At 61.8% G+C, this 23,378-nt stretch carries 25 protein-coding genes; 15 read left to right on the top strand and 10 right to left on the bottom strand.

Annotated features, from left to right (window positions below; all coding sequences use genetic code 11):
* Window positions 1–281 precede the first annotated feature (281 nt).
* Both AC6RUA_RS17145 and AC6RUA_RS17140 read left to right on the top strand, forming a co-directional pair.
* Entirely contained in the window at window positions 282–716 is a 435-nt protein-coding gene (locus AC6RUA_RS17145) for a helix-turn-helix domain-containing protein (RefSeq protein WP_499815562.1), read from the top strand.
* A 213-nt stretch (window positions 717–929) separates the two neighbouring features.
* A complete protein-coding gene (locus AC6RUA_RS17140; protein WP_499815561.1) occupies window positions 930–1,139 on the top strand; it encodes a cation transporter in 210 nt (69 codons plus the stop codon).
* Between the two features lie 147 nt (window positions 1,140–1,286).
* On the opposite strand, the gene AC6RUA_RS17135 is transcribed toward AC6RUA_RS17140, so the two are convergent.
* Entirely contained in the window at window positions 1,287–1,574 is a 288-nt protein-coding gene (locus AC6RUA_RS17135; RefSeq protein ID WP_499815560.1) for a GYD domain-containing protein, read from the bottom strand.
* A 184-nt stretch (window positions 1,575–1,758) separates the two neighbouring features.
* Here AC6RUA_RS17135 and AC6RUA_RS17130 point away from each other — a divergent pair, with 184 nt between their 5' ends.
* Entirely contained in the window at window positions 1,759–2,157 is a 399-nt protein-coding gene (locus AC6RUA_RS17130; RefSeq protein WP_499815559.1) for a CBS domain-containing protein, read from the top strand.
* A gap of 84 nt (window positions 2,158–2,241) precedes the next feature.
* On the opposite strand, the gene AC6RUA_RS17125 is transcribed toward AC6RUA_RS17130, so the two are convergent.
* Window positions 2,242–2,358 carry a YHS domain-containing protein gene (locus AC6RUA_RS17125; RefSeq protein WP_499815558.1) on the bottom strand — a complete coding sequence of 39 codons (117 nt, stop codon included), beginning with the start codon at window positions 2,356–2,358 and terminating at the stop codon, window positions 2,242–2,244.
* 26 nt (window positions 2,359–2,384) lie between these two features.
* On the opposite strand from AC6RUA_RS17125, the gene AC6RUA_RS17120 reads away from it, so the two are divergent.
* The 4 genes from AC6RUA_RS17120 (at window position 2,385) to AC6RUA_RS17105 (ending at window position 7,395) form a co-directional block, all read left to right on the top strand.
* The gene (locus tag AC6RUA_RS17120) at window positions 2,385–2,966 is read left to right on the top strand and encodes a TFIIB-type zinc ribbon-containing protein (protein WP_499815557.1); all 582 of its coding nucleotides are present in this window, start codon (window positions 2,385–2,387) and stop codon (window positions 2,964–2,966) included.
* A 488-nt stretch (window positions 2,967–3,454) separates the two neighbouring features.
* Window positions 3,455–4,201: a helix-turn-helix domain-containing protein gene (locus AC6RUA_RS17115; protein ID WP_499815556.1), complete on the top strand. Its 747-nt coding sequence runs from the start codon at window positions 3,455–3,457 to the stop codon at window positions 4,199–4,201.
* A 60-nt stretch (window positions 4,202–4,261) separates the two neighbouring features.
* Window positions 4,262–6,823, top strand: a complete 2,562-nt coding sequence (locus AC6RUA_RS17110) for a heavy metal translocating P-type ATPase (protein WP_499815555.1) — start codon at window positions 4,262–4,264, stop codon at window positions 6,821–6,823.
* 134 nt (window positions 6,824–6,957) lie between these two features.
* Window positions 6,958–7,395 (top strand): DUF1810 domain-containing protein, encoded by a 438-nt coding sequence (locus AC6RUA_RS17105; protein ID WP_499815891.1) that lies wholly within the window; start codon window positions 6,958–6,960, stop codon window positions 7,393–7,395.
* A gap of 810 nt (window positions 7,396–8,205) precedes the next feature.
* On the opposite strand, the gene AC6RUA_RS17100 is transcribed toward AC6RUA_RS17105, so the two are convergent.
* Window positions 8,206–8,598 (bottom strand): CopG family ribbon-helix-helix protein, encoded by a 393-nt coding sequence (locus AC6RUA_RS17100; protein ID WP_499815554.1) that lies wholly within the window; start codon window positions 8,596–8,598, stop codon window positions 8,206–8,208.
* Between the two features lie 101 nt (window positions 8,599–8,699).
* Here AC6RUA_RS17100 and AC6RUA_RS17095 point away from each other — a divergent pair, with 101 nt between their 5' ends.
* Window positions 8,700–9,569 (top strand): hypothetical protein, encoded by an 870-nt coding sequence (locus AC6RUA_RS17095; RefSeq protein ID WP_499815553.1) that lies wholly within the window; start codon window positions 8,700–8,702, stop codon window positions 9,567–9,569.
* 92 nt (window positions 9,570–9,661) lie between these two features.
* Entirely contained in the window at window positions 9,662–10,909 is a 1,248-nt protein-coding gene (locus AC6RUA_RS17090) for an MFS transporter (protein WP_499815552.1), read from the top strand.
* 484 nt (window positions 10,910–11,393) lie between these two features.
* On the opposite strand, the gene AC6RUA_RS17085 is transcribed toward AC6RUA_RS17090, so the two are convergent.
* From AC6RUA_RS17085 to merB, 3 genes are all read right to left on the bottom strand, one after another.
* Window positions 11,394–11,732: a Zn-dependent oxidoreductase gene (locus AC6RUA_RS17085; protein WP_499815551.1), complete on the bottom strand. Its 339-nt coding sequence runs from the start codon at window positions 11,730–11,732 to the stop codon at window positions 11,394–11,396.
* Between the two features lie 133 nt (window positions 11,733–11,865).
* Complete coding sequence (locus AC6RUA_RS17080) at window positions 11,866–12,198, bottom strand: DoxX family protein (protein WP_499815890.1); 333 nt, start codon at window positions 12,196–12,198, stop codon at window positions 11,866–11,868.
* Window positions 12,199–12,343: 145 nt separating this feature from the next.
* Window positions 12,344–12,682: an organomercurial lyase gene (gene merB / locus AC6RUA_RS17075; protein ID WP_499815550.1), complete on the bottom strand. Its 339-nt coding sequence runs from the start codon at window positions 12,680–12,682 to the stop codon at window positions 12,344–12,346.
* 368 nt (window positions 12,683–13,050) lie between these two features.
* Between merB and AC6RUA_RS17070 the strand changes: the two genes are divergently transcribed.
* Window positions 13,051–13,329 carry a winged helix-turn-helix transcriptional regulator gene (locus AC6RUA_RS17070; RefSeq protein ID WP_499815549.1) on the top strand — a complete coding sequence of 93 codons (279 nt, stop codon included), beginning with the start codon at window positions 13,051–13,053 and terminating at the stop codon, window positions 13,327–13,329.
* A gap of 1 nt (window position 13,330) precedes the next feature.
* On the opposite strand, the gene AC6RUA_RS17065 is transcribed toward AC6RUA_RS17070, so the two are convergent.
* Both AC6RUA_RS17065 and AC6RUA_RS17060 read right to left on the bottom strand, forming a co-directional pair.
* Entirely contained in the window at window positions 13,331–14,254 is a 924-nt protein-coding gene (locus tag AC6RUA_RS17065; RefSeq protein WP_499815548.1) for a bile acid:sodium symporter family protein, read from the bottom strand.
* A gap of 346 nt (window positions 14,255–14,600) precedes the next feature.
* Window positions 14,601–15,077 (bottom strand): VOC family protein, encoded by a 477-nt coding sequence (locus AC6RUA_RS17060; protein WP_499815547.1) that lies wholly within the window; start codon window positions 15,075–15,077, stop codon window positions 14,601–14,603.
* Between the two features lie 725 nt (window positions 15,078–15,802).
* Here AC6RUA_RS17060 and AC6RUA_RS17055 point away from each other — a divergent pair.
* The 5 genes from AC6RUA_RS17055 to AC6RUA_RS17035 all read left to right on the top strand — a co-directional run bounded on the left by AC6RUA_RS17055 (window position 15,803) and on the right by AC6RUA_RS17035 (window position 21,132).
* Window positions 15,803–17,173, top strand: a complete 1,371-nt coding sequence (locus AC6RUA_RS17055; protein ID WP_499815546.1) for an extracellular solute-binding protein — start codon at window positions 15,803–15,805, stop codon at window positions 17,171–17,173.
* 197 nt (window positions 17,174–17,370) lie between these two features.
* The gene (locus tag AC6RUA_RS17050) at window positions 17,371–18,333 is read left to right on the top strand and encodes a carbohydrate ABC transporter permease (RefSeq protein WP_499815545.1); all 963 of its coding nucleotides are present in this window, start codon (window positions 17,371–17,373) and stop codon (window positions 18,331–18,333) included.
* Between the two features lies 1 nt (window position 18,334).
* Window positions 18,335–19,189: a carbohydrate ABC transporter permease gene (locus tag AC6RUA_RS17045; RefSeq protein ID WP_499815544.1), complete on the top strand. Its 855-nt coding sequence runs from the start codon at window positions 18,335–18,337 to the stop codon at window positions 19,187–19,189.
* A gap of 180 nt (window positions 19,190–19,369) precedes the next feature.
* A complete protein-coding gene (locus AC6RUA_RS17040; RefSeq protein WP_499815543.1) occupies window positions 19,370–19,813 on the top strand; it encodes a hypothetical protein in 444 nt (147 codons plus the stop codon).
* 182 nt (window positions 19,814–19,995) lie between these two features.
* Window positions 19,996–21,132, top strand: coding sequence for an ABC transporter ATP-binding protein (locus AC6RUA_RS17035; RefSeq protein WP_499815542.1), 1,137 nt, complete (start codon window positions 19,996–19,998; stop codon window positions 21,130–21,132).
* A gap of 142 nt (window positions 21,133–21,274) precedes the next feature.
* Here the strand turns inward: AC6RUA_RS17035 and AC6RUA_RS17030 are convergent, their stop codons facing one another.
* Window positions 21,275–21,511, bottom strand: a complete 237-nt coding sequence (locus tag AC6RUA_RS17030) for a hypothetical protein (RefSeq protein WP_499815541.1) — start codon at window positions 21,509–21,511, stop codon at window positions 21,275–21,277.
* A 406-nt stretch (window positions 21,512–21,917) separates the two neighbouring features.
* Complete coding sequence (locus tag AC6RUA_RS17025) at window positions 21,918–23,327, bottom strand: alpha-L-fucosidase (protein ID WP_499815889.1); 1,410 nt, start codon at window positions 23,325–23,327, stop codon at window positions 21,918–21,920.
* Window positions 23,328–23,378: the final 51 nt, after the last annotated feature.

Here is a 23,378-nt window from a genome sequence, read left to right as displayed (position 1 = left end):
TCAGAGACAACCGTCAAGGGGCGAGATGACGACTACTGCGGATACTTCGGTCACCGATGAGGGCTTCGCATTCGGGTGGGCACTAGGAGCCGTCGGGGATCTCGAAGTTGACCTCGACTAGATGGTACCCATGGGCGAACCCGCGCTCCCGTACTTCTGGGTCCCCTCCGGCAGAAGCGATGGGGTCGAAGCGGAGTTGTGCGCCAGTGATAACGCCGGAGAGGTCAACCGAGTCGACGAGGTAACTGATAGGGTCTTGTTCCGCGTTGAGTGGGGGCCGGATGCAAACGGCTTCGTTGAGACTTTCTCGAGTTCGACGCGGGGGTGGCGGATGGACGGCGACACGACGAGACGTGGCTCCTACGGTTCCAATTCGAATCTCGAGAGTCTCGGGATTCTACGAGGCGTGCGTTGAACGAGGGTTCGAAGTCGGAGCAATCGCCGTACACGGTCGGCGACAGCCGGACGGAGAGACAGACTCGGACGACGGAACACGCGTCGGTCTGACGAGCGTGCAGGTTCGGACCCTCCAAACGGCGCTCAGTGACGGTTGTTTCGCCGTGCCGCGCGAGACGACACTCGTAGAACTGAGCACGAAACTCGGCGTCGCCGACTCGACGGTCTCAACCCGGTTACGACTCGCCACTGGGGCGCGTATCGAATCAACGACATCAGTCAACGATACCGCAGACATGAAGCGATTCCCCACGAGATAGTCGACACTCGGTACGGATGCGACGAACACTTCGCTCCCGGTCATCCGTATGACCGATTAGGTAGGGAGTCGACAGTCCTCGTCGAAAAGACCGACTACAGATTCCGCGGCCCCGATCGACGAATCCATCCTGCAGTGAGAGGTGAATTTGAGTACAACGACTGCTCTCCCTAGCGCCGATAGAATCATCTTCCCAATAGGAGAGATGGAAGGTATGGCCGAAAACCGAGCGGACATCACCATTCGAGGAATCGAGTCCGATAGCGAAATCCAGAAGATTCGAAACGAATTAGACGATCTGGATGGGGTGATGGGCGCAGAAATTGATGAAGACGGGACGGCAGAGATCCGCTACGACTACGACATACTCTCCGAAGAGAAGATCAAGCGTACCATCCGCGAGCTCGGGTACGAGCTCGGATAGCTAGGGTCCGACCGGTTGCTCGTTCACGGGGGCAAAAGGGATAGCGAAAGCAACTAAACGCAACCACCATCGTCGATGGTAGGTTGTCTGTCCCACGATCCGATTGCCGTCACTCTGGTCTCAACCCCGTGGAATCGTGGAATCGATCTAAACGTCGTCAACGAGCGTCCCCACCCGGTCGAGGGGGAGCGCTTCCATCGTTTTCGTGTCGAGTCCGTGACTCTCGATGATCTGAGTCGCTTGAAACGCTTCGTCGCTACTGTCGACAGTGAACTCGACGTGGAAGTCGTAATCCCCCATGATAGCGTACGTATCGATGAGTTCACCACCGATCTGCTCGACGTCTTCACGGATTGTTCCCCAGACGGCGATGAGTTCTTGAGGGTTCTGAAACTGATCCTCTGTTACGTCGACTTGGGCAATATACGTTGGCACAGTACTCGTCCGTGTATGAGCGAGGACGCTATCGTAGATTACGGCACCTACTTCCGGAATACGACAAATAATCGAAACCGATGAATTCGATTCATACCTGCCGGAGGATTCTCGTGTTAGTACTTCTTACGGCGAGTGGCTCGGACTTACGCCTTGTCGTGGTAGCGAGATGTGGACCTATACAATGACTATCCGAGAAATCGCGGAGACCGATGTCGTAACTGCTACCCGAGAGACAGCCATCTCGAACATCGTTGAGAAGGTGGTCGACGAAAACGTCGGGAGCGTCGCTATCGTTGAGGATGAACGCCCAACCGGGATCATCACCGACCGTAAAATCGCACCGAGGCTGCGTGACACGCCCGATATCACCGACCAACAGGTCATGGGGCTCATGACGGATGAAGACGAACTCGTCACCGTCACCCATGACGCTCGTGTTCTCGAAGTGATCCGAACGCTAGGCGACGTTGGGATTCGACGTGTCCCCGTGGTAGATGACTACGAAACCCTCGCAGGGATAATTTCGCTAGACGACGTTCGCATCATGCTCACGTTCGAATTGGACAACTCCGTGGCGTGATCGATACACAGTCCCCACGATTTTGCTCAGGTGAACACGGTCGTCACAGCCGCTCTCGAAAAACTGGCCTGTGCTCCCGAGCGATTACGCGTACTGCTCGATATTTTCTTCGAACTTGTCCTCACACCCTTCTCCACAGAAGGTGTACGTCTCACCCTCATATTCTGTCTGTGCTGGTGGATCGCTGTCGTCGACGTCCATTCCGCACACCGGACACTCTGACATTGATGAAACCCACACAGGCACACGGGAGTAACAGGAGTAACCCCTCTGATTGCTTGGGACGGGTTTCGAAGTCGGTTATAGTAATAATGGGCGCTATGAGAACAGCCCTGCCAGCCCTCGAACACCCCAATTTACATGACACGTATCACATTCTGGCCATCAAAACCAATCGTGTGTACTTCTTTGTCTATTCCATGTCAAGAGAGACTGCATCATCCGATGAGTCGGTTCCACTTGAGACGGGAACCGTTGTGTACGACCACGCAGGCAACGAACTGGGTGTGATAGCTGGACTGACGAGCGAAGGGTTCGAAGTTTCCATCCACGAAGATATTCAACACGTGAACGAGGAGGGCCATGCTACAGCTACAGACTCGGATGTCGAGGGGAGTCAAGTGACAGAGGCCGACGAAGAGAGCCCTAACACGTCGGACCAAGAGCAGGACCCGGGTCAAGAGTTCGGAGAGGGGTACATCATGTGGCGCTGTAATAACTGTGGAGAAATGGGAGAACTCGAGGACGGATTCCCGTCGGAGTGTCCGAACTGCGGATCCGAAGACGTCTACAAATGGCGAGAGGATTAAAGACTCGGAAGGGAATGTTCGATGCTCGCCGTAGCTAACGAAGTCCCCGATAGTAAACGTAGTTTCTATCTGTCATCTTCGGCGGTCAAGGCCTACTCGCGAGCCCCGAGTTGCACACGACATTCGTTTCGAAAGAGAGCGGTGGAGACACTCATCGAAATCCCCGCGAGTTCGTCCTGAATGAGGTCACGCATCACGTCGGCGCGGGCCCGTCATCGCGCTCATTCATCGAGGTAGTTTCGTTCAGATACTGAGACGTCTCGGGGTCCCTCCGCGGCCGCGACGGCTACCGTCGCTCGCTTAGTTTCGCCGTCTGAGTGGCTCTCGTGCAGGACTACTGGCGCACGAATCTGGCAGCTTCGGAGGTACAGAGCTCAAAGTTGAGACCACGGGTCTCAACGCATGGAGAGTAGACGCGACGCGCCAGCCCGACCACTCCGACGACCGGTTCCACGACCGTTTTTCTCGCTGTACCGCCTCTACCCCATATGCGCGAACTCGTCTTCGCCCTCGAATACGCCCCCCACACGAATGCGGTCGCAGATATTCTCGCCGCCAATCCCGAGACGACGATTCGGTCGCTCTCGTGCCACGTGACGTCCGACAACCTCTGGCGCGTCGACCACGTCAGCGGCAACGAAGACGCGCTCGAAGCTCTCGCGGAGACAGTCGCGAACGCCGAGTACTACACCGACTGTCTCGCACGCCGCGATTGTGAGGCCGACTGGGAGACACAGGTACTCGATCGGACCGGCGACACGCTCGTCCTCTACTCCTACTGGATGCGGACTCCCTCGTGTGTCTCCATCCCGCATCTCGCGCTCGACCACTTCGGTGACGGCCTCATCTTCGAGACGACGTGGACCGGTCGTCGCTACGAGTGGCGAATCATCGCACCCGGCGATACGACCTATCACGCCTTCCGGGAAGCCATCGTCGAGGAGATCGACGAGACGACCGGCGTCGACTTCGTCCGCGTCGGTGGCACGTCCGACGGACCAACGAGCACCGACGAGGACGCTCTCACACCCGAGCAGGACGCTGCAGTCCGGGCCGCGGTCGAGCGTGGCTACTACGAGACCCCCCGAGCAGTCGAAACCTACGAGTTGGCCGACGAACTGGGTATCCCGGGATCGACGCTCTCGTACCGCCTGCGCCGCGCCGAAGCCAAGTTGGCGGCCGCGTACGTCGACGACCGCCCCTTCTCTTCGCGACTCCCTACACCCGACGCCTGACCCGGCGTTTGGTGTACACCAACCGAAGCGGTTTGTCCTCTACCGCTCTCTCTACGAGTAATGACCACTCCATCTGAGGAAGCGAACGGGACGCCCCCCCGAACGGTCGAACTCGACGTGCCGGGGATGGACTGTCCCTCCTGCGCCGAGAAGATAGTCACCAGCGTCTCCACGCTCGACGGCGTCGTCTCCGTCGACCCGCAGGTGATGACCGGTGCCGTCCAGATCGAATACCTTCCCGAGACGGCTGGAGTGGACACACTCGTCGAACGGGTTCAGGCCGCCGGCTACGACGTCGAATCGAGGAGCGACCTCCAGACCGAGCGGTTCTCCGTTCCGACGATGGACTGCGCGTCGTGTGCAGGAAAGATCGAAAACGCGCTCGACGGCGTCGAGGGGATTCGAGAACGCGAGACGTTGCCGGCGACCGGCACCGTCATCGTCACCTACGACGCCCGCCACACCACTCGCGACGACCTCGTCGCTGCCATCCGGAGCGCGGGATACGAGGTCGAAGAGACCGATACGGAGACTGACGAGGTGAACTCCGTCGAAGAGAGTCGTGCGAGAGACATCTGGACGAGCCGACGAGCGCTCAAGACGTGGCTCGGGGGCGGACTGTTGCTCTTCGGGCTTGTCTTCGAGCTCCTCCTGTCCGGGTTCGACGTGACGGTCCTCACGATTCTCGGTCGGGAGTTGGGTACGGTGGAGCTCCTCTATCTAAGCGGTGCGGTGATCAGTGGGGAAGAGATCCTCCGGAACGGCTACTACTCGCTTCGTACTCGGTCGCTGGACATCGACCTGCTGATGAGCCTCGGCATCCTCGGTGCGGTCGCAGCGAGTCTCGTCTTCGGCGAGGCGCTGTATCTCGAAGCCGGGATGCTCGCGGTGCTGTTCAGCATCGCGGAGTTGATGGAGGAGTACGCGATGGACCGCGCCCGCTCTTCGCTGCGCGAGTTGGTGGACCTCTCACCGACGACTGCGACCGTCCGCCGTGACGGCGAGGAGACGACCGTCCCCGTCGAGGAACTGCGCATTGGCGACCGCGTGGCCGTCCGGCCCGGTGACCGCATCCCGGCCGACGGCACGGTCGTCGAGGGTGAAAGTGCGGTCAATCAAGCACCCATCACCGGCGAGAGTGTACCCGTCGACAAGGTCGAGGGCGACGAGGTGTACGCCGGCACCATCAACGAAGCGGGCTATCTCGAAGCGGAGGTCACCACGGAGGCCGAGGACAGCACGCTCGCGCGGATCATCGAACTCGTCGAGGACGCCCAGCGGGACAAGACCGAACACGAACGGTTCGTCGACCGGTTCGCCGGCCAGTACACGCCGGTCGTGGTCTCGCTCGCGGTGCTGATCGCGGCGGTGCCGCCGCTGCTCATCGACGGGACGGTGACCGTCGGCGTCGGTGGATACTCTCTCCCGTTCGCGGGCGACTGGGCGACGTGGTTCAAGCGCGGGCTGGCGCTGCTCGTCCTCGCGTGCCCGTGCGCGTTAGTCATCAGTACGCCCGTCAGCGTGGTCTCCGGCATCACGAGCGCCGCGCGTAACGGCGTCCTCATCAAGGGCGGAACCCACCTCGAATCGGTCGGGACCGTCGGGGCCGTCGCGTTCGACAAGACGGGAACGCTCACCCACGGTCGACTCACCGTCACCGACGTCGTGCCGGTCCGGGGAGAGTCCCGCGAGGGTATCTTGGCACTGGCGGCGAACTTGGAGTCACGGAGCGAACATCCGATTGCACAGGCCATCGTGGAGGCCGCCGAGGAAACGGGCGTCCAGTCCACGGACGTATCGGCGTTCGAGAGCCTCACCGGAAAGGGGATCCGCGCCGACTTTGACGGGGAGACCTACTACGCGGGCAATCCCGCGCTCTTCGAGGAATTGGGGGTCTCACCCGATAGCGTCCGGGTCGCGTCCGATGGTGGCGTCGCACTCGATGCGTCCGACGACCACGATAACTCGCAGACTGAGGGGGATACGATCGCCGACCTACGAGCCGAAGGCAAGACCGTGATCCTCGTCGGTACTGAAGAACGCGTCGAGGGCGTCATCGCGGTCGCTGACGAGGTGCGGTCGGAGGCGCGACGGACGGTCGAACGTCTCCACGAACTCGGTGTCGAGCGCGTTGTCATGCTGACCGGTGACAACGAGACGACGGCACGTGCCGTTGGTGAGACAGCCGGTGTCGACGAGGTTCGCGCCGAGTTACTTCCCGAGGACAAAGCGGACGTGGTCGCCGATCTCGACGAGGAGTACGGCGGTGTCGCGATGGTCGGAGACGGAGTCAACGACGCACCAGCGCTCGCGACGGCGACAGTCGGTGTTGCGATGGGGGCGGCGGGGACCGACACGGCGGTCGAATCCGCGGACGTCGCGCTCATGGGCGACGATCTCCGGAAACTCCCGTACCTGTACGCGCTGTCGAAGAAGGCCAACGGAGTGATCCGGGAGAACATCTGGGCGAGCGTCGGCGTGAAGGCGCTGTTGGCGGTCGGTGTGCCGTTCGGACTCGTGAACGTCGCGGTGGCAGTCGTCGTCGGCGATATGGGCATGAGCCTCGGCGTGACGACGAACGCGCTCCGGTTGGCGCGGATCAAGCCCGACCGGGTCGAGTGACTGCGACGCCTCTGCCGGGTGACTCGGCGGCGGCTACTCCCCCTTAGACTCACGCTCTCTCCGGACGTCATGTTCCGAGCCCAGTGTTAGACCGTTTTATTGCCGGACGTGATGAGAACTGCATAGAGAAGGCGATGACACGCTCCGATGATCCCTACCGCCTGCAACGGTTCGTCGAGGCCCAAGACCCCGTCATAGAGGAGGTCAAAGAGGAACTGCGGTCGGGCCAGAAGCGCACACACTGGATGTGGTATATCTTCCCGCAGATGAAAGGGCTCGGCCGGAGTCAGATGGCTCAGCGCTACGCGATCGTGTCACGCGAAGAGGCCGACGCCTATCTGGCACACTCGATACTTGGTCCGCGACTGCGCGAATGCACGGAGATCGTGAACGCCGTCGAGGGACGCTCTGCGAACGACATATTCGGCTCACCGGACGACCTGAAGTTTCGCTCCTCGATGACGCTCTTCGACGCGGTTGCGGACGACCCGACCCCGTTCAGAACGGCTCTCAAACGGTACTACGACGACGAACCGGATCCGAAAACCATAGGATTGCTCGAAGACGCCTGAAACGAGACCTCCGAGGCCCGTGAGCCACTCTGTTCGGCTCGAGTCCGCTGTCTCGCGTTTTCCTGCGCGCGATCGGAATAGTGCTCACGAGGGTCCTTCCTAGTGCAGTAGGACTAACCGCCAGAGTCGAGTAAAGTGAACGTCCGACGTACGAGAGCGTACGTATCCACGTACTATACGACGACCCTCGGGGGGTGGTATCGACGCCCGACTCCTACTCGGGGGGAGGGTCGATCTAACTATACAAACGGATGTCTATCGCCCAGTCACACGTCTTAGACGGGAGTTCAGTATCGCTTCCACAGTGGAAAAGTACGCGTGGAATCCGGACGATATTCTGCTTCGAGATGGCCTCGGAGGGTGCTCCTCGGGGTGCTTCTCCTGGTGCCGTCAGGATGGGCTATCGGCGTGTACGCGCTCGCAGGTCCACTGGTGGTCCCGCTTCTCGGGGGGCTACTCGGGTACGGTATTTGGACTCGATCATGTGCCGCAGTCGACGGCGCCTAGCAGGAGGTTCTCGATGCAGTCGTCAGTGAGGTGCGTTCGAGCGAACACACACAGGTTTGGATTTCCGAGCCAGAGGAAACGGGCAGACAGCGTGGTCTCGAACTGCCCAGGAATACGTATTTACTCGCGTCGAACGCGCCCCCGAGTACACCGCGATCTTTGCCACGAGCGGTCCACAACAGCCACCCGTGCACGAGCCGACGACCGCCGCGCTCCCGGCGGTTCCCTCTACTATCTCCGCTTGTTGCTCGGCCCGCCACTGGTAGGTGATGAGCGGACTCGGCGAGGCGACACTCTGAGCGGTCAGGCGACCGGCTGGAGGAACATGAGGTTCACACGTCCGACTGCGTCGAAGTCACGGAGCTGGTACACGAGTTCCCGGATCCGGTCTGCCTGACCCGCACAGAAGATCGTCTCGAGACACCACTCTCCGCGGTGCATGTGGTGCGTCGTCTCGATGATATCATCGAACTCGTGTTGGACCGTGTGGAGTTCTCCGATGACGAGCGTATGCTCGTAGTCGAACGCGATCGCCGCGACCGCCTCCCCTTCGACTTGTTCGAGTTGGGTGTGGCGCTCGATGTACTCCTGCATCGCCTCCCGAGTCGCCCGTGAGCGTGATTCCATCTTCTCCGATTTCCACGTCTCGTCGAAGGAGTCGAGGACCTCCTGTGGAATGTTGAGGCTCGTTCGCATACTCGCTCTTGTCCCCGAGCGCCACTTAGACCTCGTTATTACGGTTTCCCAGGTTCGGTCATAACAACCTCTATCCCGACCAATTGCCTCCGTTCGAGACGATGCTCCACACGGAGGCCTTCGGGCTGTTGGTCGGGGCCGTATTACTCGGCGCGGTCCACGGCATCGAACCAGGTCACGGCTGGCCGGTCGCCGCCGCGTACGCACTCGATCAGACCAACAAGTGGATATCCGGGTTCGCCGCGAGTTTCATCCTCGGCGTCGGCCACCTCGTCAGCAGTCTCGTGATGGTCGCCGTCTTCTTCTACGCGAAATCCTATTTCAGTCTCACACAGGTCAACGAGCCCATCCCCATCGACCTGTTCTCGATGACTATCTTCCTCGGTGGACCAGTGAGTCTCGTCGCCGGTGTCCTCCTGATCCTCCTCGGAGTCCGCGAGTACTACGGCGGTCACTCGCACTCCCACGGGGCGGGTCACAATCACGACGACCACGACCATTCACACGAGGAGCACGCGCACGACCACGACGACCACTCGCACGGCGACAGCGACCACGCCCATCACCACGGCGACCACGCCGAGTCGGACGGGGGGGAGGGATGGGTCGCGCGACTGAAAGGGTTCGTTCCGTTCGTCGGCGGGCACTCACACGACCACTCTCACGGCGACCTCGACGAGGCGGCCGAGCGGGGGCTGTTCGGAATCGCGTGGTTCGCGTTCCTCCTCGGGTTCGCCCACGAGGAGGAGTTCGAGATCATCGCGCTGTGTGCCGGGTCGACCCACTGTCTCGAACTCATGAGTGCGTACGCGCTCACCGTTATCGTCGGCATCGTCACGCTGACGATGCTCTTGATCGCTGGCTACCACAGTTACGAGGATCGAGTGAAGAAGTACACACCGTACCTGCCCGCGTTCTCGGCGGCCGTCCTCATCATCATGGGCTTCGGATTCATCACCGGGGCCTTCTGACCCGAGCGCACCGGGGTGCCCCTCGATTAGTACGGTCTCACGAGACGGTGGTAACGGAACACAGTTGAAGGCCGCTCGGTGACCTCCTCGAGATGGGCCGACTCTATCGATACGGGACGCGGGGAGCGGGGCGCGGGAGCGTCCTGAAGTACTACCTCTACAAGTCGACGAAGGCGGTCGAGTTCTACCGGCCTGTTATGTACCTCTTCTTTCTCGCACAGGGGCTCGATTTCACACAGATCGCGATTCTCGAAGCGCTGTACAACCTCACGACTCTCTTCGGCGAGATTCCGACCGGCTACATCGGCGACCGGGTCGGGCGCCGGAACAGCCTCCTCGTCGGGACCGTCCTGATCGCCGTCACCCTCCTCGGAATCGGTCTCGCCGAGTCGTTCCCTGCGCTGGCGGTTCTGTACGTCTGCTGGTCGGCAGGGTACAACTTTCGCTCGGGCAGCGAGGACGCGTGGCTCTACGACACGCTCACCGACGACCTCTCCGAGAGCGAGTTCGCCCACGTTCGGGGGCGTGGGGAGTCGGCAGCACTCGCGGTCGGTGCGGGCGCGGCGGTCGTTGGGGGGTACCTCGGCAGTATCGACCTCTCGTACCCGTGGTTCGTCGCCGCCGCCGTCACCGGAATCGGTGCGGTGGTACTCCTCACGCTGGACGAACCAAAGACGTACAAAGAGACCGATACGGATGACCTGAGCCTCCGTCGAACGGTCGGTATCGTCAGGGAAGCGCTCTCGCGCCGGACGCTCCGGTCGTTCATCCTCTACTACTACGTGCTGTACGCTGCCGTCACGTACCTCGTGTTCGTCTTCCTCCAGCCCATCTTCGAAACCGTCGTCGTCGACCTCGGCGTGGCTCCGCCGCAGGTGGAGTCGCTACTGGGATGGTTCTACGCGGCGTACAGTCTCGTCGGAGCGGTACTCAGCTACTACACGGGGGCGATAAAGGAGTACGTCGGGGTCCGAACGTGGTTTCTCGCGTTGCCGTTCGTCGTCGGTACGGCGCTGGTCGGGATGTACTTCGTCCCGCTACTCGCGCTCCCGACGTTCCTCCTCGCGCGGGGGCTCTCGGACGTGACGCGGTCGTTCGCGGGCCAGTACGTCAACGACCGGATCGGCACGCTCGGCCGGGCGACCGTGTTGAGCGCGATGGCGATGGTCAGCGGGGTGGCCGTCGTCCCGTTCCAACTCGGGAGCGGCGTCGTCTCCGACTCCGTTTCGCCGCTGTTCGCACTCGCCGTCGCGGGTGGGATTCTCATCGTCGGGTCCGGGGTCATCCTCCTCTGGGAAGCACCGATCGCCCAAGGACGTCTCGCCGATAAACCTCGCTGACTGACACGACGGCGCCGGTATTCGGGAGGAATCTGAGGAACGAGAGATCGGGGATCGTCCATTCGAGTACAAGGAACTGCCACTTGACGGCCGTGCCGGGGATCTACCGACGAAACGCAGTTCGCTCGGTCGCTACCAACCACCTGTCGCGCCACTGGCCGTCCTCGGTCGTGGATGGGCGGCCGCCCACGGCGACCACGTCGTCAGGGCTGATGAGCTTTACCCAACAATCGCTGGTCTCGTCTCAGAGCCGACGTGTGGGCAATGTGGCGCAGCGCTCGCGGGTGATATTCGCGTCGGTGTACAAGGGAGCTGTTCGTCCGCCGTGAGTCCGTCCGGTAGGTTCGCGAGAACGCGCCCTGGTCGTGCACCGTCTTTCATACCGAGCACCGGTTAATCGGCGCTCAGAGCGGATTTCCCCAGTGAGGAACCCGCTCGTTGGGCGGGGCGGACTCGCTCAGTGAAGCATCTGGACCGGTGACGACTACGCGGTCTCGGCTTCGAGTCGGTCGACGAGTCCGTCGCGGAACATCTGCCGAGTTCCATCGGGGCCAGTGACGGTCAACACCGCCTCCTCGTACGGCGGCGTGACCGTGATCTCGTACTCAGCGAACGCGCAACACTGCAATTCCGACGCGACGAACTGCGCGACCGCGGGAAGCGACTCGTCGGTTCCGTCGAACCGAACGGCAAGGCCTCCTTCCGTTTCCTCGTACCCGACGTAGTGGGCGATGAGACGCGAGCGGACTTCCGCACTCCGTTCTCGTTCCTGTTCCTCGGTCAGTGTACACGCGACCTCTCGTGACGAGTCGTTCTGACTCATTGTCCACTATTACTTTGTACGTAGAAGTACTTATACTGTCAATTCCGAAGTATCGAACCTGGTGCAGTGTGCGGAAGCGTTGGAAGAGGCATCAGTTCCGGCAGCTAACGTGGCCGATACCGATGCTCGGAGGTTAGATAGGTGAGACGTAGCGGTACGCGATCAGGGTCACGGTGAGGACGAATACGACGGCCGGAACCGCGAGTTTCGACAGTGGGTCACCGATACGAAGATGAGTCACCACTGCTCCAGCTATGACCCCACTCAGGAGAAGTCTACCCACCATCGACAGTTCCGGTCGCCACAACAGCCCCACGAGTAGTCCGATCCCAGCACCGACCTCGAGAGCGCCGGTCAACACGCGAAACCATTGTGGATACCCGTACCGCTGGAACTCTTCGATCTGGTCATCCTGGTGGGTGACTTTCGCGCCCCCCACTCCCAAGCCGACGAGGCCGAGGAGGATTTGCGAGCCGAGGACTGCGAAGTTCGCGAGGCTAGTCTGCGGCCTCCATCGGTGACGGCGCCGTCAGGGCAGCGGCGATGGGCACGCCAGCGTCGAACGGGATGCCGACCGTGGTGGCAGCCACGTCCGTCGCCCAGCGCTCGTACTACCCGCGAGTGTGGAACTCCTTCACGCACGGACAGAGGGCCCCGTAGACGTCCTGCGCAGTCGGGCCATCGTCAGCGGGGATCCCGCGATCAGTGGCTACGCCGAAGGACATGACCGCGCCCGGCGGCGTGACGTCGACCTCGCTGTCGGGGGACACCTTCATCTCGATCACATCGTTCGTGGGTGTCTCCGTCCGTATTTCGACCTGTTCGTCCGCGAGACGAGCCAGAGCGAGTCCGTCGTAGGAGCACCGGAAGTAGTACGTCTCGTCAGCAGTCTGCGCGTAGGGTGGGTGTCTCCGCCTCGACGTGGCAGAGTTCGTCGACCGCGATTCCATCGCCGTCGACCACGGTCCGAATCGCCGAGATCATACCGTCGAACGTCTCGAGCGATTCGCCGAAGAACCGACCCACGTTGTCCGCTATGGTTTCCGGGAGTCGCGCAGTCCTCACCGGCTGCTCCGCAATCCACCTGTCTTCGTTCGTTGCCTGTTCGGGTACCTAGTCGACCGGTAAGTCGCTGAAGTTGCAATTTGCGCCCGACATGCCTCGTTTCCTTCAATCGCGAAGTATTAATGCTGTTAAGTCCGAAGTAGCGTATCAACTGCGGTGCGTGAAAGCGATGGCAGAACCCCCCGACACGTCCCTTGACGCTCCTGACGTCCAGAGTTGCGAGATCGACTGCTACTGTCCACTAGGGGGTGTAATGGACCTCCTCAGTCGGAAGTACGCGATGCAGGTGGTCTGTGTCGTCGGCGCTGTCGGCCCAGTCAGGTACGGCGATATCGAGGGCGCGTTCGGCGACGTGAGCAGTTCGACGCTATCGACGCGACTCGACGATCTCGTCGACGCTGGCTACCTCTCCCGAGAACAGTACGACGAGATTCCGCCCCGCGTCGAGTACGACCTCACCGAGACGGGGACGGAACTCTGTGAGAGACTCGAACCGCTCTTGGAGTGGGCTGAGGCTCACGAGACGCCGTAACTCACGCCGACCGGCTGAACCACCTCGCGAGGCCCGCGCTCGTGGTCATCTCGACGACCCCGAAGACGATCGCCGGAAGCGTCGCGGCCGGCGGAAAGCCGGCTCCGACCAGAAGGGCGGCCGCGACGGCGAAATCACGCATCCCTATCGACAGGGTGGCCGCGATTCGCTCTTCGCGTGTGAACCTCCCACCGACCAGCCAGCCAGCGACGTACCCGGTCCCGTTGAGAACGATCGCACCACCTGCGACGACCAGGAGTACGGGTCCACCGTCACGGATGAGTGACGCGTTCGCCGCCGTGACGATACCGATGACGAGGATCACCATCAGCCCCGAGACGGACGGGTACAGGTCGTCGTACCGTCCGATGCGATCGGACCACCGATAGCGGAGCGCGACCGCGAGCGCCATCGGCAGGATCACCGCGAGCAGCAGTTGCTCGATGATGATGAGCGGATCGACGCTGACAGACGTTCCCAGGAGTACTGTGACGGCGCCGGGGACGACCGCGAGTGTTCCGAGACCGACGGCGACGAGGACGACCGTCGCGAGCGCCGTGTCGCCCCCGCTGAGTTCGGTCATCGTCGGCGTGACGAGTTCGGGTGTGACCGCACCGAGAATCACGAATCCCGCTGTAAGCGCCGGTGAGAGAGTAAGCGCCCGAGCGATCGCGAACGCGAGGAGCGGCATTCCAGTCTGAACGAAGAGAACCGTGACCAGCACTCGCTTGTCGAGGTGCCGAAACTGTTCGAGCGTGAGTGTGAGTGAAACCGCGCCGACCATCACGGCGAGGATCGGAGTCGACAACGGAGTCAGAATCGCGAGCGACGGTACTGCAACCCCAGTTGCGACCGCAAGAAGGATCCAGAGGAGGAGATACTCGTCGACGAGAGCGGCGACCCGCGCGACGACGCTCCGTTCCATCTGAGGAAGTAGTCTCTCCCACTGGCTTTGGACCTTCGTATTCTTCTCGGGCGCGACGTTCGGCCTCCTCGTCTACGTCTTCTGGACCGCGGTACTGGGGCGGTGATCGGCGTCGCAACGTTCGTCTGCTCGGTCGTGACGGGTTCCGTCGTCCACTTCATCTTCCTCGGGTTGGGTTCATGCTCCACCGCTCCGGTGACACCGGGGGTTGGGCAAGGGCGGTGACGGTCGACGACGGACTACGGTAGCACTGAGAGTTCTCCTTTCTCCGTGAGTATTCCCCGTCCCCTGCGGTCGACGGAGAACGAATTTGAGAGCGGTGGATCGAGCGAGGGAGGGGATTCCTCTACGTCGATTCTGTATAGAGGGTCGCCTTCAGGGCGTCTTCGGACTGGGGAACCTGCTCGGATCGCTTCACGATGCTTTCCGTGATTTCCGGAGCGAGTTCGTCGGCACGAGGGTAGTTGAGTTCGACTCGGTTTCCGCTCGGGTCCCGGATGTACGTCTGGACCGAACCGTCGGGGAGTTCGTACACGACCGGGACGGACTCCTCGACGTACTCCTCGAACACGTCCCGTTCTACGGCGATGCGGTAAACACGCTCGAAGTCGTCGACGTGCACGGCAAAATGGTGGTAGGGGGGCGCATCGACGTCACGCTTGAACAGGTGGAGTTGGACGTCTCCGTATCGGAGCCACTCGACGGGGACGTCGAAATCTGGCGACGGAATCCGTTCCATCGCGAGCAACTCGGTGTAGAATTCGACCGACTCCTCGAGGTCGTGTGAGCAGATACTGACGTGAGTGAATCCCGCGGGACACATTGACGAGCAATATTCTCGACCCGGTGATAAAGGTACGTATCGGTGTTCTTCTGCCCGGGCTAGCGAGAGGGAACTCGTCCGTCGTCCTGTAGTGGACGGGCGAAACCGGTCTGGCGGGGGCCTCCGACACGAGTCCTCGATGTCGTCTCTCCTCGCTCGTTTCGTGAGCGGGCGTTTCCGGGATTCCAAATGCGCTGACGAGTACCGTCTGCTGCCGCACTGTGAGCGTGCACCAGATGGAGGGGTGGTATCCGAACCAGAGTAAGGTAATTCGTCTGTTACAATGTTCTCACAAGTATTCGCTATGTTATTACTCTGTACTTATTCTATAGGTACATCGTAATCGGTCGGAGGGTTGTGAGTGAGGTGAAAGGCGTAGTACCGTCGCCGATAGCATCGGTCGGTGCCGGAAACAGGTCGATCCGGCGACGGTCTCGGGCCGTCCACTGCGGCCGAGGGACGAACGGCGAAGGGACGTCACCGCGAGTCGTTCGGGTCCGGCATCCGCCACCCATCTAACCGCCGTGGCGTGGACCGCTGCCCCTTTCCGTCAGGGTTGGGTCGGAACTCCAGCGGTTCGTCGTCTTCAAGGTGGTTCTCATCGGGAGGGTTCGACCCCAGAAAACTATATGAGTAATAAATATTGATGTATGGACGGAATGCCGAACGACAACCGCGAGCCGAGGTCGGTTGACAGTATTGACCGTCGACAGCTCCTCCGGATGATGAGCGTCGGAGGTGCCGTCGGGATTGCTGGCTGTAGCGGCGGTGGCAGTGGGGGTGGTGGCGGCGCTGGGGGTGACGGCGGTAACGGGACCACCGGTGACGGAGGTAGCGGCGGGACACCCCAAGGCGAACCGCTCGCCCCCGAGCGGATCGGGTATCCCTCGGCGTCGAACACCATGGACTACTGGACGCAGGAGGACTTCATCCATACGGCGGAGAACTCCGCACTTGGGGACATCCATTCTCAGTTTCTCACCGCGTGGGCGGAGGAACACCCCGACTGGCAGTTGAACGTCCAGATCCAGACGAACCTCGAGCAGTTCAAGACGAAACTACTGCAAGCCAACGCCAGCGGTAACGCCCCGCCGATGTCCGAGTGCGACTCGTTCTGGGTACCGCAGTTCTACGGCGACCTCCAACCGGTCGACGAGGCCATCGAGAACCCTGACGACTGGTACCCGTTCGTGACGGACGTCGCCAAGAACGACGGGAGCTGGCGAGCGGTGTGGCAGAACACGGACTGCCGCGCCCTCTACTACCGACAGGACCTCATCGACGAGTACAACGACGGCAACCCCCCGGAGACCTGGGACGAACTCGTCGAGGTCGGGTCGGCCATCGTCGAGAGCGAGGACATGAACGGGTACATGTACAACGGTGGCCGGTGGGAAGCGACCACCTTCGACAACCTCGCACACTTCTGGGCGATGGGCGGGACCCTCGTCGACGACGAGGGCGCGCCCGTACTCGACGAGAGCGAGAACAAGCAGGCGCTGATCGAGGTGTTCAACTGGTTCAAGCGAACCATCGACTCCGGCATCACTCCCCAGCGGGTCGCGAACATCACCGACTACGTCCAACTCCGCGAGGCGGCGCTCAACGACCAGACGGCGATGTTCCTCGGCGGCAACTGGCAGATTGCGACCATGCAGTCACTGGTCGACGAGGAGGTGTGGTCGAACTGGAAGGTCGCTCGCATCCCACAAAAGAGCGCGGACATCAACGCCACGGGCGTCGGTGGGTGGACGAAGGCGGTGTTCACCGACGACGAGGAACAGCGTCAGGCCGCCGTCGACCTCTACAGGCAGTTCGTCACCGCCGAGAACATGGCCGAACGGTGCAAGGCCGGTGGCTTCCTGCCGACCCGACCGTCGGTCTTCGAAGAGGAGGAGCACTTCTCCGAGGACCCGTACTTCCAGGTCTACTCCGACCTGTTGGAGGCGGGCACTGCTCGTCCCGGTTACCCGATCTACACCACCATTTCGAGCGAGTGGCAGATCGCCGCCGGGAAAGTCATCACTGGCCAGGCGCCGCCCGAGGCCGCGGTCAACACCATGATCGACAACGTCAACAGCGAATACTCCGGGTGAACGGTCTCGGTTCAACGTCTGGACCGCACTGACGACATTTTTCGGTCCTTCGACCGGTCGGCCGGCGGGCCGACGCCGGGTTCGACGCATCTTCGCGGGTTGGCGGCGAAAGCGGACTATTCGACCGACGTCCGTCCCGGCGTATATCGTCTATTCTAGGCAAATTTTTATACCGTCTGGTAGTGCGTATCCCTAGCATGGATCTGGAGACGGATAGCGGACGAGAGGACGCCGTGACTGCTGGCGGGGCGAAGCGGTTCCGAGCGGCCTTCGCTCCACTGACGCGGGTCCAGGAGCACCCGTTGACGTGGTTGCTCCCGGCGTTGACGGTCCTGTTGGCATTCAGGCTCTATCCGCTTGTCGAGGTGTTCCGGATGAGTTTCACCAACATAAGTCTCGTCGCGGATTCGTATCAGTACGTCGGCATCACCCAGTACGTCGACGTCCTCACCGCGCCGGGATTCTGGACGATGGCGCGGATCACGCTGATCTTCGTCGCCGCGAGCGTGGTGGGACAACTCGTCCTGGGTATGATACTCGCACTGGCGATCGACTACGGGGTGAAAGAGCACGTATACGGCAGCGTCTCCACGCGGGTCGCCGTCCTCTCGGCGTGGGTCATTCCGGGCATCGTCATCGGCATCATCTGGCAACTGATGATGATCGAAACGCCGTACGGGGTGCTGAATTTCTTCCTGACCCGACTCGGCTTCGACGTCGTCTCCTGGCTTTCGGACCCCCAGATGGCGCTCGTATCGGTGACCACGGCAAACACGTGGCGCGGAACCGCCTTCTCGATGATCATGCTGTACGCCGGACTGAAACAGGTTCCCCAGCAGTTGTATGCCGCGGCGAAGATCGACGGTGCGTCCGCTGTCCAGCGGTTTCGGTACGTCACTCTCCCACAGATGAAGCCGGTCATCTTCATCAACCTCGTACTGATCACCATCTACACCCTGAACACGTTCGACATGATCCTCAGTCTCACGGGCGGCGGTCCCGGGCGGGCGACGGAGGTGCTCGCACTGTTCATGTACTTCAAGGGGTTCCAGTCGTTCAACCTCGGCGAGGCGGCCGCCATCGCAGTGGTCATGCTGCTCGTCAACGTCGTCATGACGCTCGTGTACATGCGGTTCCTCATCGAGGAGGAGGAGGTCTGACATGGCGACCTCGTCGCGGTCGGGCCGGTTCGATCTGGACCGGTACGAGGTGGCGACGTACGTCATCTACCTCTTCGCGCTCGCCTTCTTCATCTTCCCCGTCCTGTGGGCGATTCTGATCAGCGTCCGCCCACGACAGGCGGTCATCGCGGTCCCCTTGGAGATCATCCCGGACGAGTTCACCTTCGAGGTGTACCGGCGCATCCTCTCCGAAAGTGACATCCTCCGCTGGGTGTGGAACTCGCTGAAGATCGCGCTGCTGGAAGTCGCCGGCATTCTCATCCTCGTGACGCCGGCGGCGTACGGGTTCTCCCGATTCGACTTCCGCGGGAAGCGCCTGGCCCTCCTAGGTATCCTGCTGTTCCAGATGATCTCGCCGGTCGTCATCGTCATCCCGCTGTACAACATGATGGTGAACTTCGGGCTGTTGAACACGCACCTGGGGCTGATCGCGCTCTACATCGGACTCCAGGTCCCGTTCTCGCTGTGGCTGTTGAAGAGTTACTTCGACACCATCCCGCGCGAACTCGACCAGTCCGCCCGCATCGACGGCTGTAACCGTCTGCAGACGCTGTGGCACGTCCTCTTGCCGTCGGTGATGCCGGGACTCGCGGTCGTGAGCATCTTCAACTTCGTCTTCTCGTGGGCGGAGTTCGTCATGGCGTTCACCGTCCTCAACGACTCTCGGCTGTTCACCATCTCGATGGGCGTCTTCTCGTTCCAAGGACAGTACACGACGGACTACCGGGCCATCGCGGCGGCCAGCGTCATCGCCATGATCCCACTGTTGATCATGTTCCTCGCGCTCCAGCGGCAGTTCGTGAGCGGCCTCACGGAGGGTGCGGTCAAGGGATAGACGACGCGGACTCCCACCCCGGCGGTCTCGACCTTCCGAACGGAGGAACTATGCTCGCGGACGCGTTCGCGCTCGAGCGGCCTCGAACGGCCGCTACCGCGCCCGCTCCACTCCGACGCACCCATCGGAACGGCGGTCCGAATGGCAACCTTTAGACGCGCCACAGAGAGAGGGAGTGACATGGTCGACACCGTCGTCGGGCTGTTCGGCGGGGGCGCGGCGTCGCTGATGGCGGCGCTCGTCTTCGCGTTCGACGACTCCGTCCCGTTCCCCGTCTCGGTCGTCCTCGCTCGGGTCCTGCCCGGTGAGCCGACGGAGTACTACTCACTGGGACTCGCAGGGACCTTCGCGTACGGACTGCCCGCGGGTGCGGCGTACGTCTACGTCTTCTCGCGGGTGCCACTGTTGTCGGTCACGTCGATACCGGGCGGTATCGTCTACGGAACGCTCTGGTCGGTCGGTCTCACCCTCCTGTTCGTCGGTCTGATCGGCGAACGGCGGACGGCCGGGTACGACAGGTACCTGCTCACAGCCCACCTGCTGTACGGGTTGACCCTGGGCGGATTCGTTCTACTCGGCCCGACCGACCCGACCGCGACGCCCGGACCGGTCGGCGGATACTGAACCCACCCGTGCCGTCGGCCCACGGTCACGCCTCGGCGACTCACTGCCGGACTTACGAGGTAGGTCACTCCCATCGCTCCCGACTATCCCCGGACAGCGTGGCCGTTCGACGTCGAGTCGGCGGGAATGGCTGGCGCTCATCACCCGTGCATTTAATATATCCACCTTCTATTAGTGACGCCATGTCACACCTCGTCTTGGACCACTTGACGAAAGTGTACGACGACGCGAGCGGCGACGGGATCGTGGCCGTCGACGATCTCAACATCGAACTCAGTGAGGGTGAGTTCCTCGTTCTCGTCGGTCCCTCCGGGTGTGGGAAGTCGACGACACTCCAGTGTATCGCCGGTCTCGAGGAGGTCACCGACGGCGAGATCCGAATCAACGGCGAGGTCGTGAACGACCAGACCCCCGAAGAGCGCGACATCGCGATGGTGTTCCAGAACTACGCGCTCTACCCGCACATGACGGCCCGAGAGAACATGTCGTTCGGGTTGAAGATGGCGACTGACCTGTCCAAGAGCGAGATCAACCAGCGCGTCGAGGAGGCGGCCGCGATGATGGGAATCGAGGACCTCCTCGAGGACAAACCGAAGGCGCTCTCGGGGGGACAACAACAGCGCGTCGCGCTCGGGCGTGCGATCGTCCGCGAGCCCGAGATATTCCTGTTGGACGAACCCCTCTCGAATCTCGACGCGAAGCTCAGGACCAAGATGCGGACGGAGATCCTCCAGCTCCAGCGACGCCTCGACGTCACGTCGGTGTACGTTACGCACGACCAGACGGAGGCGATGACGATGGGCGATCGTATCGCCATCCTACGGGGCGGCGTGCTCCAGCAACTCGGGACCCCGTTGGAGTGTTATCACAAACCGAACAACCGATTCGTGGCTGGGTTCATCGGCGAGCCCGCCATGAACTTCTTCGACCTGCCTGTCGGCGCCGGACAGTCCGCCAGCGAGACGCTGGACTACAACCTGTCGGACACGCACGCGGAACTGGTAGAGGGGCACGACGCAGTCGTCTTGGGGATCCGGCCCGAGGACATCGAGTTCGCGAACTCGGAGGGACCGCACTCCGTCGTCGGCACCGTACAGGTCGTCCAACCACAGGGAGACGTGAATCACATCGTCGTCGAGATCGACGGTATCGAGGCGGACGTCGAGATGGAGGGCGACGTCCACATCGAGGAGGGGAACCAGGTCCGGTTGGAACTCCCCGAGAGTCGAATTCACCTGTTCGACGGCCAGAGTGGAGACGCGATAGTCAACAGAGAAGAACCCGAAGATACGACGCCACCGGCGGTGCTGAACCAGTGAGTACCGAACCACGCTAGTCTCGGCTCGACTCCCGGAAGAACTGTTTCCCCCGTCAGGGGTCGACGCTCGAATTGTCCACAGAGAGTAGAAGATAACTCTCCACGGTGGGGGGTGGAAGGTTTTCTTCGGGATCGTTCCTCAGTTAGAACGGCAGGGCCCGTTGTCGACCTACAGGTCCTTCGGCTGGACCCTCTTCCGACGTCGTCCGTCGCCCGCTGAGCGCCTCGTCGAGGAGTTCCGCGACCGTCTCGTCAACCGCATCGCAGGAGTCACGCGCCACGTTCCGGTCGTCGAGGTATTCCATGACGGCGGGGCTCTCCGGGACTGAGTTCGCCGAGGATCTATCTGAACTCTCCGTGGAGCAGTTCAAGAAGTTCATCGTCGATACCGCGACGACGGACTCACGGCCGCCCTCGATTTTCCGGTCCGGAAAGCATCACGTTCGGGACCGACGTGCCGTCCGACGCTGTAACCAGTTCGTATCTCCCGACTCTGTATTTCGAGGGGGAATAGCGACGAAATCAGCTGTTTCGGGGACTTCAGTCCCACTGCGTACACAGTGATGCGCAGTGAATCTGACCACCGCCACGCTGTGAGAAGAACGAACCAAGGGTGACCTGAGGACGACAGCACAGCCGGAACCTCGGTTGAGAGCGCCGTCGAGACGTCAGAACACGTGACTATACGACAGTCACACACAATATTATAAAATCGTGATGTGGTTCGAATAGTCACGGGACCAAATGTGTGAACGGCCGCCACGGTCGGGGCAGCGGGGGGAGTCGTCAGGTCGGCGGGTCGAGACGGAGCACATACGCGTGCTCGAGGTCGCTCCGAGGTGGCAGACTTATCCGTAGGAGTCCGGCGTCTTCGTCGACGCACCACTCGGGGTCACTGTCCCCGCCCAGCAACGCGACGTGCTCTGGCTCGACGGGCTCATCAGCACGGTTTCGACCCGTCAGTCGCCGGTGGAGGCTCGTCTCGAGTGCGACCTCGTTGTCGTCGGGCCAGTCTAGCAGGATCGCGTACCCCGGATTACCAGGCGCACCCCGGACGAAGCGGACGTCCTCACCGGTGAAGCTAATCGAGGAGGCCTCCTCGAACTCCGAGGACGTAACGTCGGTGGGTCCCTCACCGAAGACCCACCAGGGACGCGAGCCGTGAATCGCCTCCTCGTTCGTCTCGAGCCACTCACCAACACCCCGCAGGCGGTCTGCGGCATCTTCCGGGATCGTCCCGTCGGGGCGCGGCCCGACGTTCACGAGCGTCTTGCCGTTCTTGCTCATCCGGTCGACGAGCCCAGTCACGAGCGTCTCGACGGACTTGTAGTCAGGGTCGGAGACGTATCCCCACGACTTCCGGTCGACGGAGGTATCGGTGAGCCACGGCTGGTTCGCAAGGTCCTCGCGGCGCGAGCGTTCGTAGTCGAGGATTCCGACGCCGACGGGGAGATTGCGCTTGTGGGCGATGCCGACCTCCTTGCCCCACTCGTCGGCCATATTGTAGTACCCGGCGACGACCTCGCGGCGGTACTCGTCGTGTGCGGCGAACGGCCCGATACCCCACCCGAAGTCGAACCACGCCAGGTCGGGGCGATACGCTTCCATCACCTCGAGAGTCTTGTCCCGCCAGTCAGCGTAGTACGACTCCGGAGGGTCTTCGTCCTCCTCGTGTGGTGGACCGTACAGCCCGGCATACTCGGGGTCCGTGGTGTCGTACTCCGCTTTACGGGGGTAGTACCACCAGTTCCACGCGTGGTGGAAGGCCGCGACGAACTTCATGTCACGCTCCCGAACCGCCGCGGAGAGTTCGCCGACGACATCGCGTTCCGGTCCCATATTCGTCGCGTTCCACTCGGTGATATCCGAGTCCCAGAGCGCGAACCCGTCGTGGTGGATGGCGGTGACGCCGACGAACTCCGCGCCGGCGTCCACACAGAGGTCTGCCCAGCGTTCCGGGTCGAATTCATCGCCGTGGAATTCGGGAATGAACTCCCGGTATCCGACCTCCTCCGGGCGGCCGTACGTCTCTACGTGGTGTTCGTACGCATCGCTCCCTTCTCGGTACATGTTCCGGGGATACCACTCCGTGTCGTAGGCGGGCACCGAGTAGGGTCCCCAGTGAAAATACACACCGAGGGTCGCGTCACGGAACCAGCCGGGTATCGGGTGGGACTCTACCGAGTCCCACGTCATCTCGTAAGCCATCTATCTAACTGGAGTTTTCGTGCTCGGTTAATAATACCA

Source organism: Halorarum sp. SLYT50, from assembly GCF_059821265.1.
Note: the sequence above shows the minus strand (reverse complement) of the source record. Positions and strands in the feature narration are given on the sequence as shown.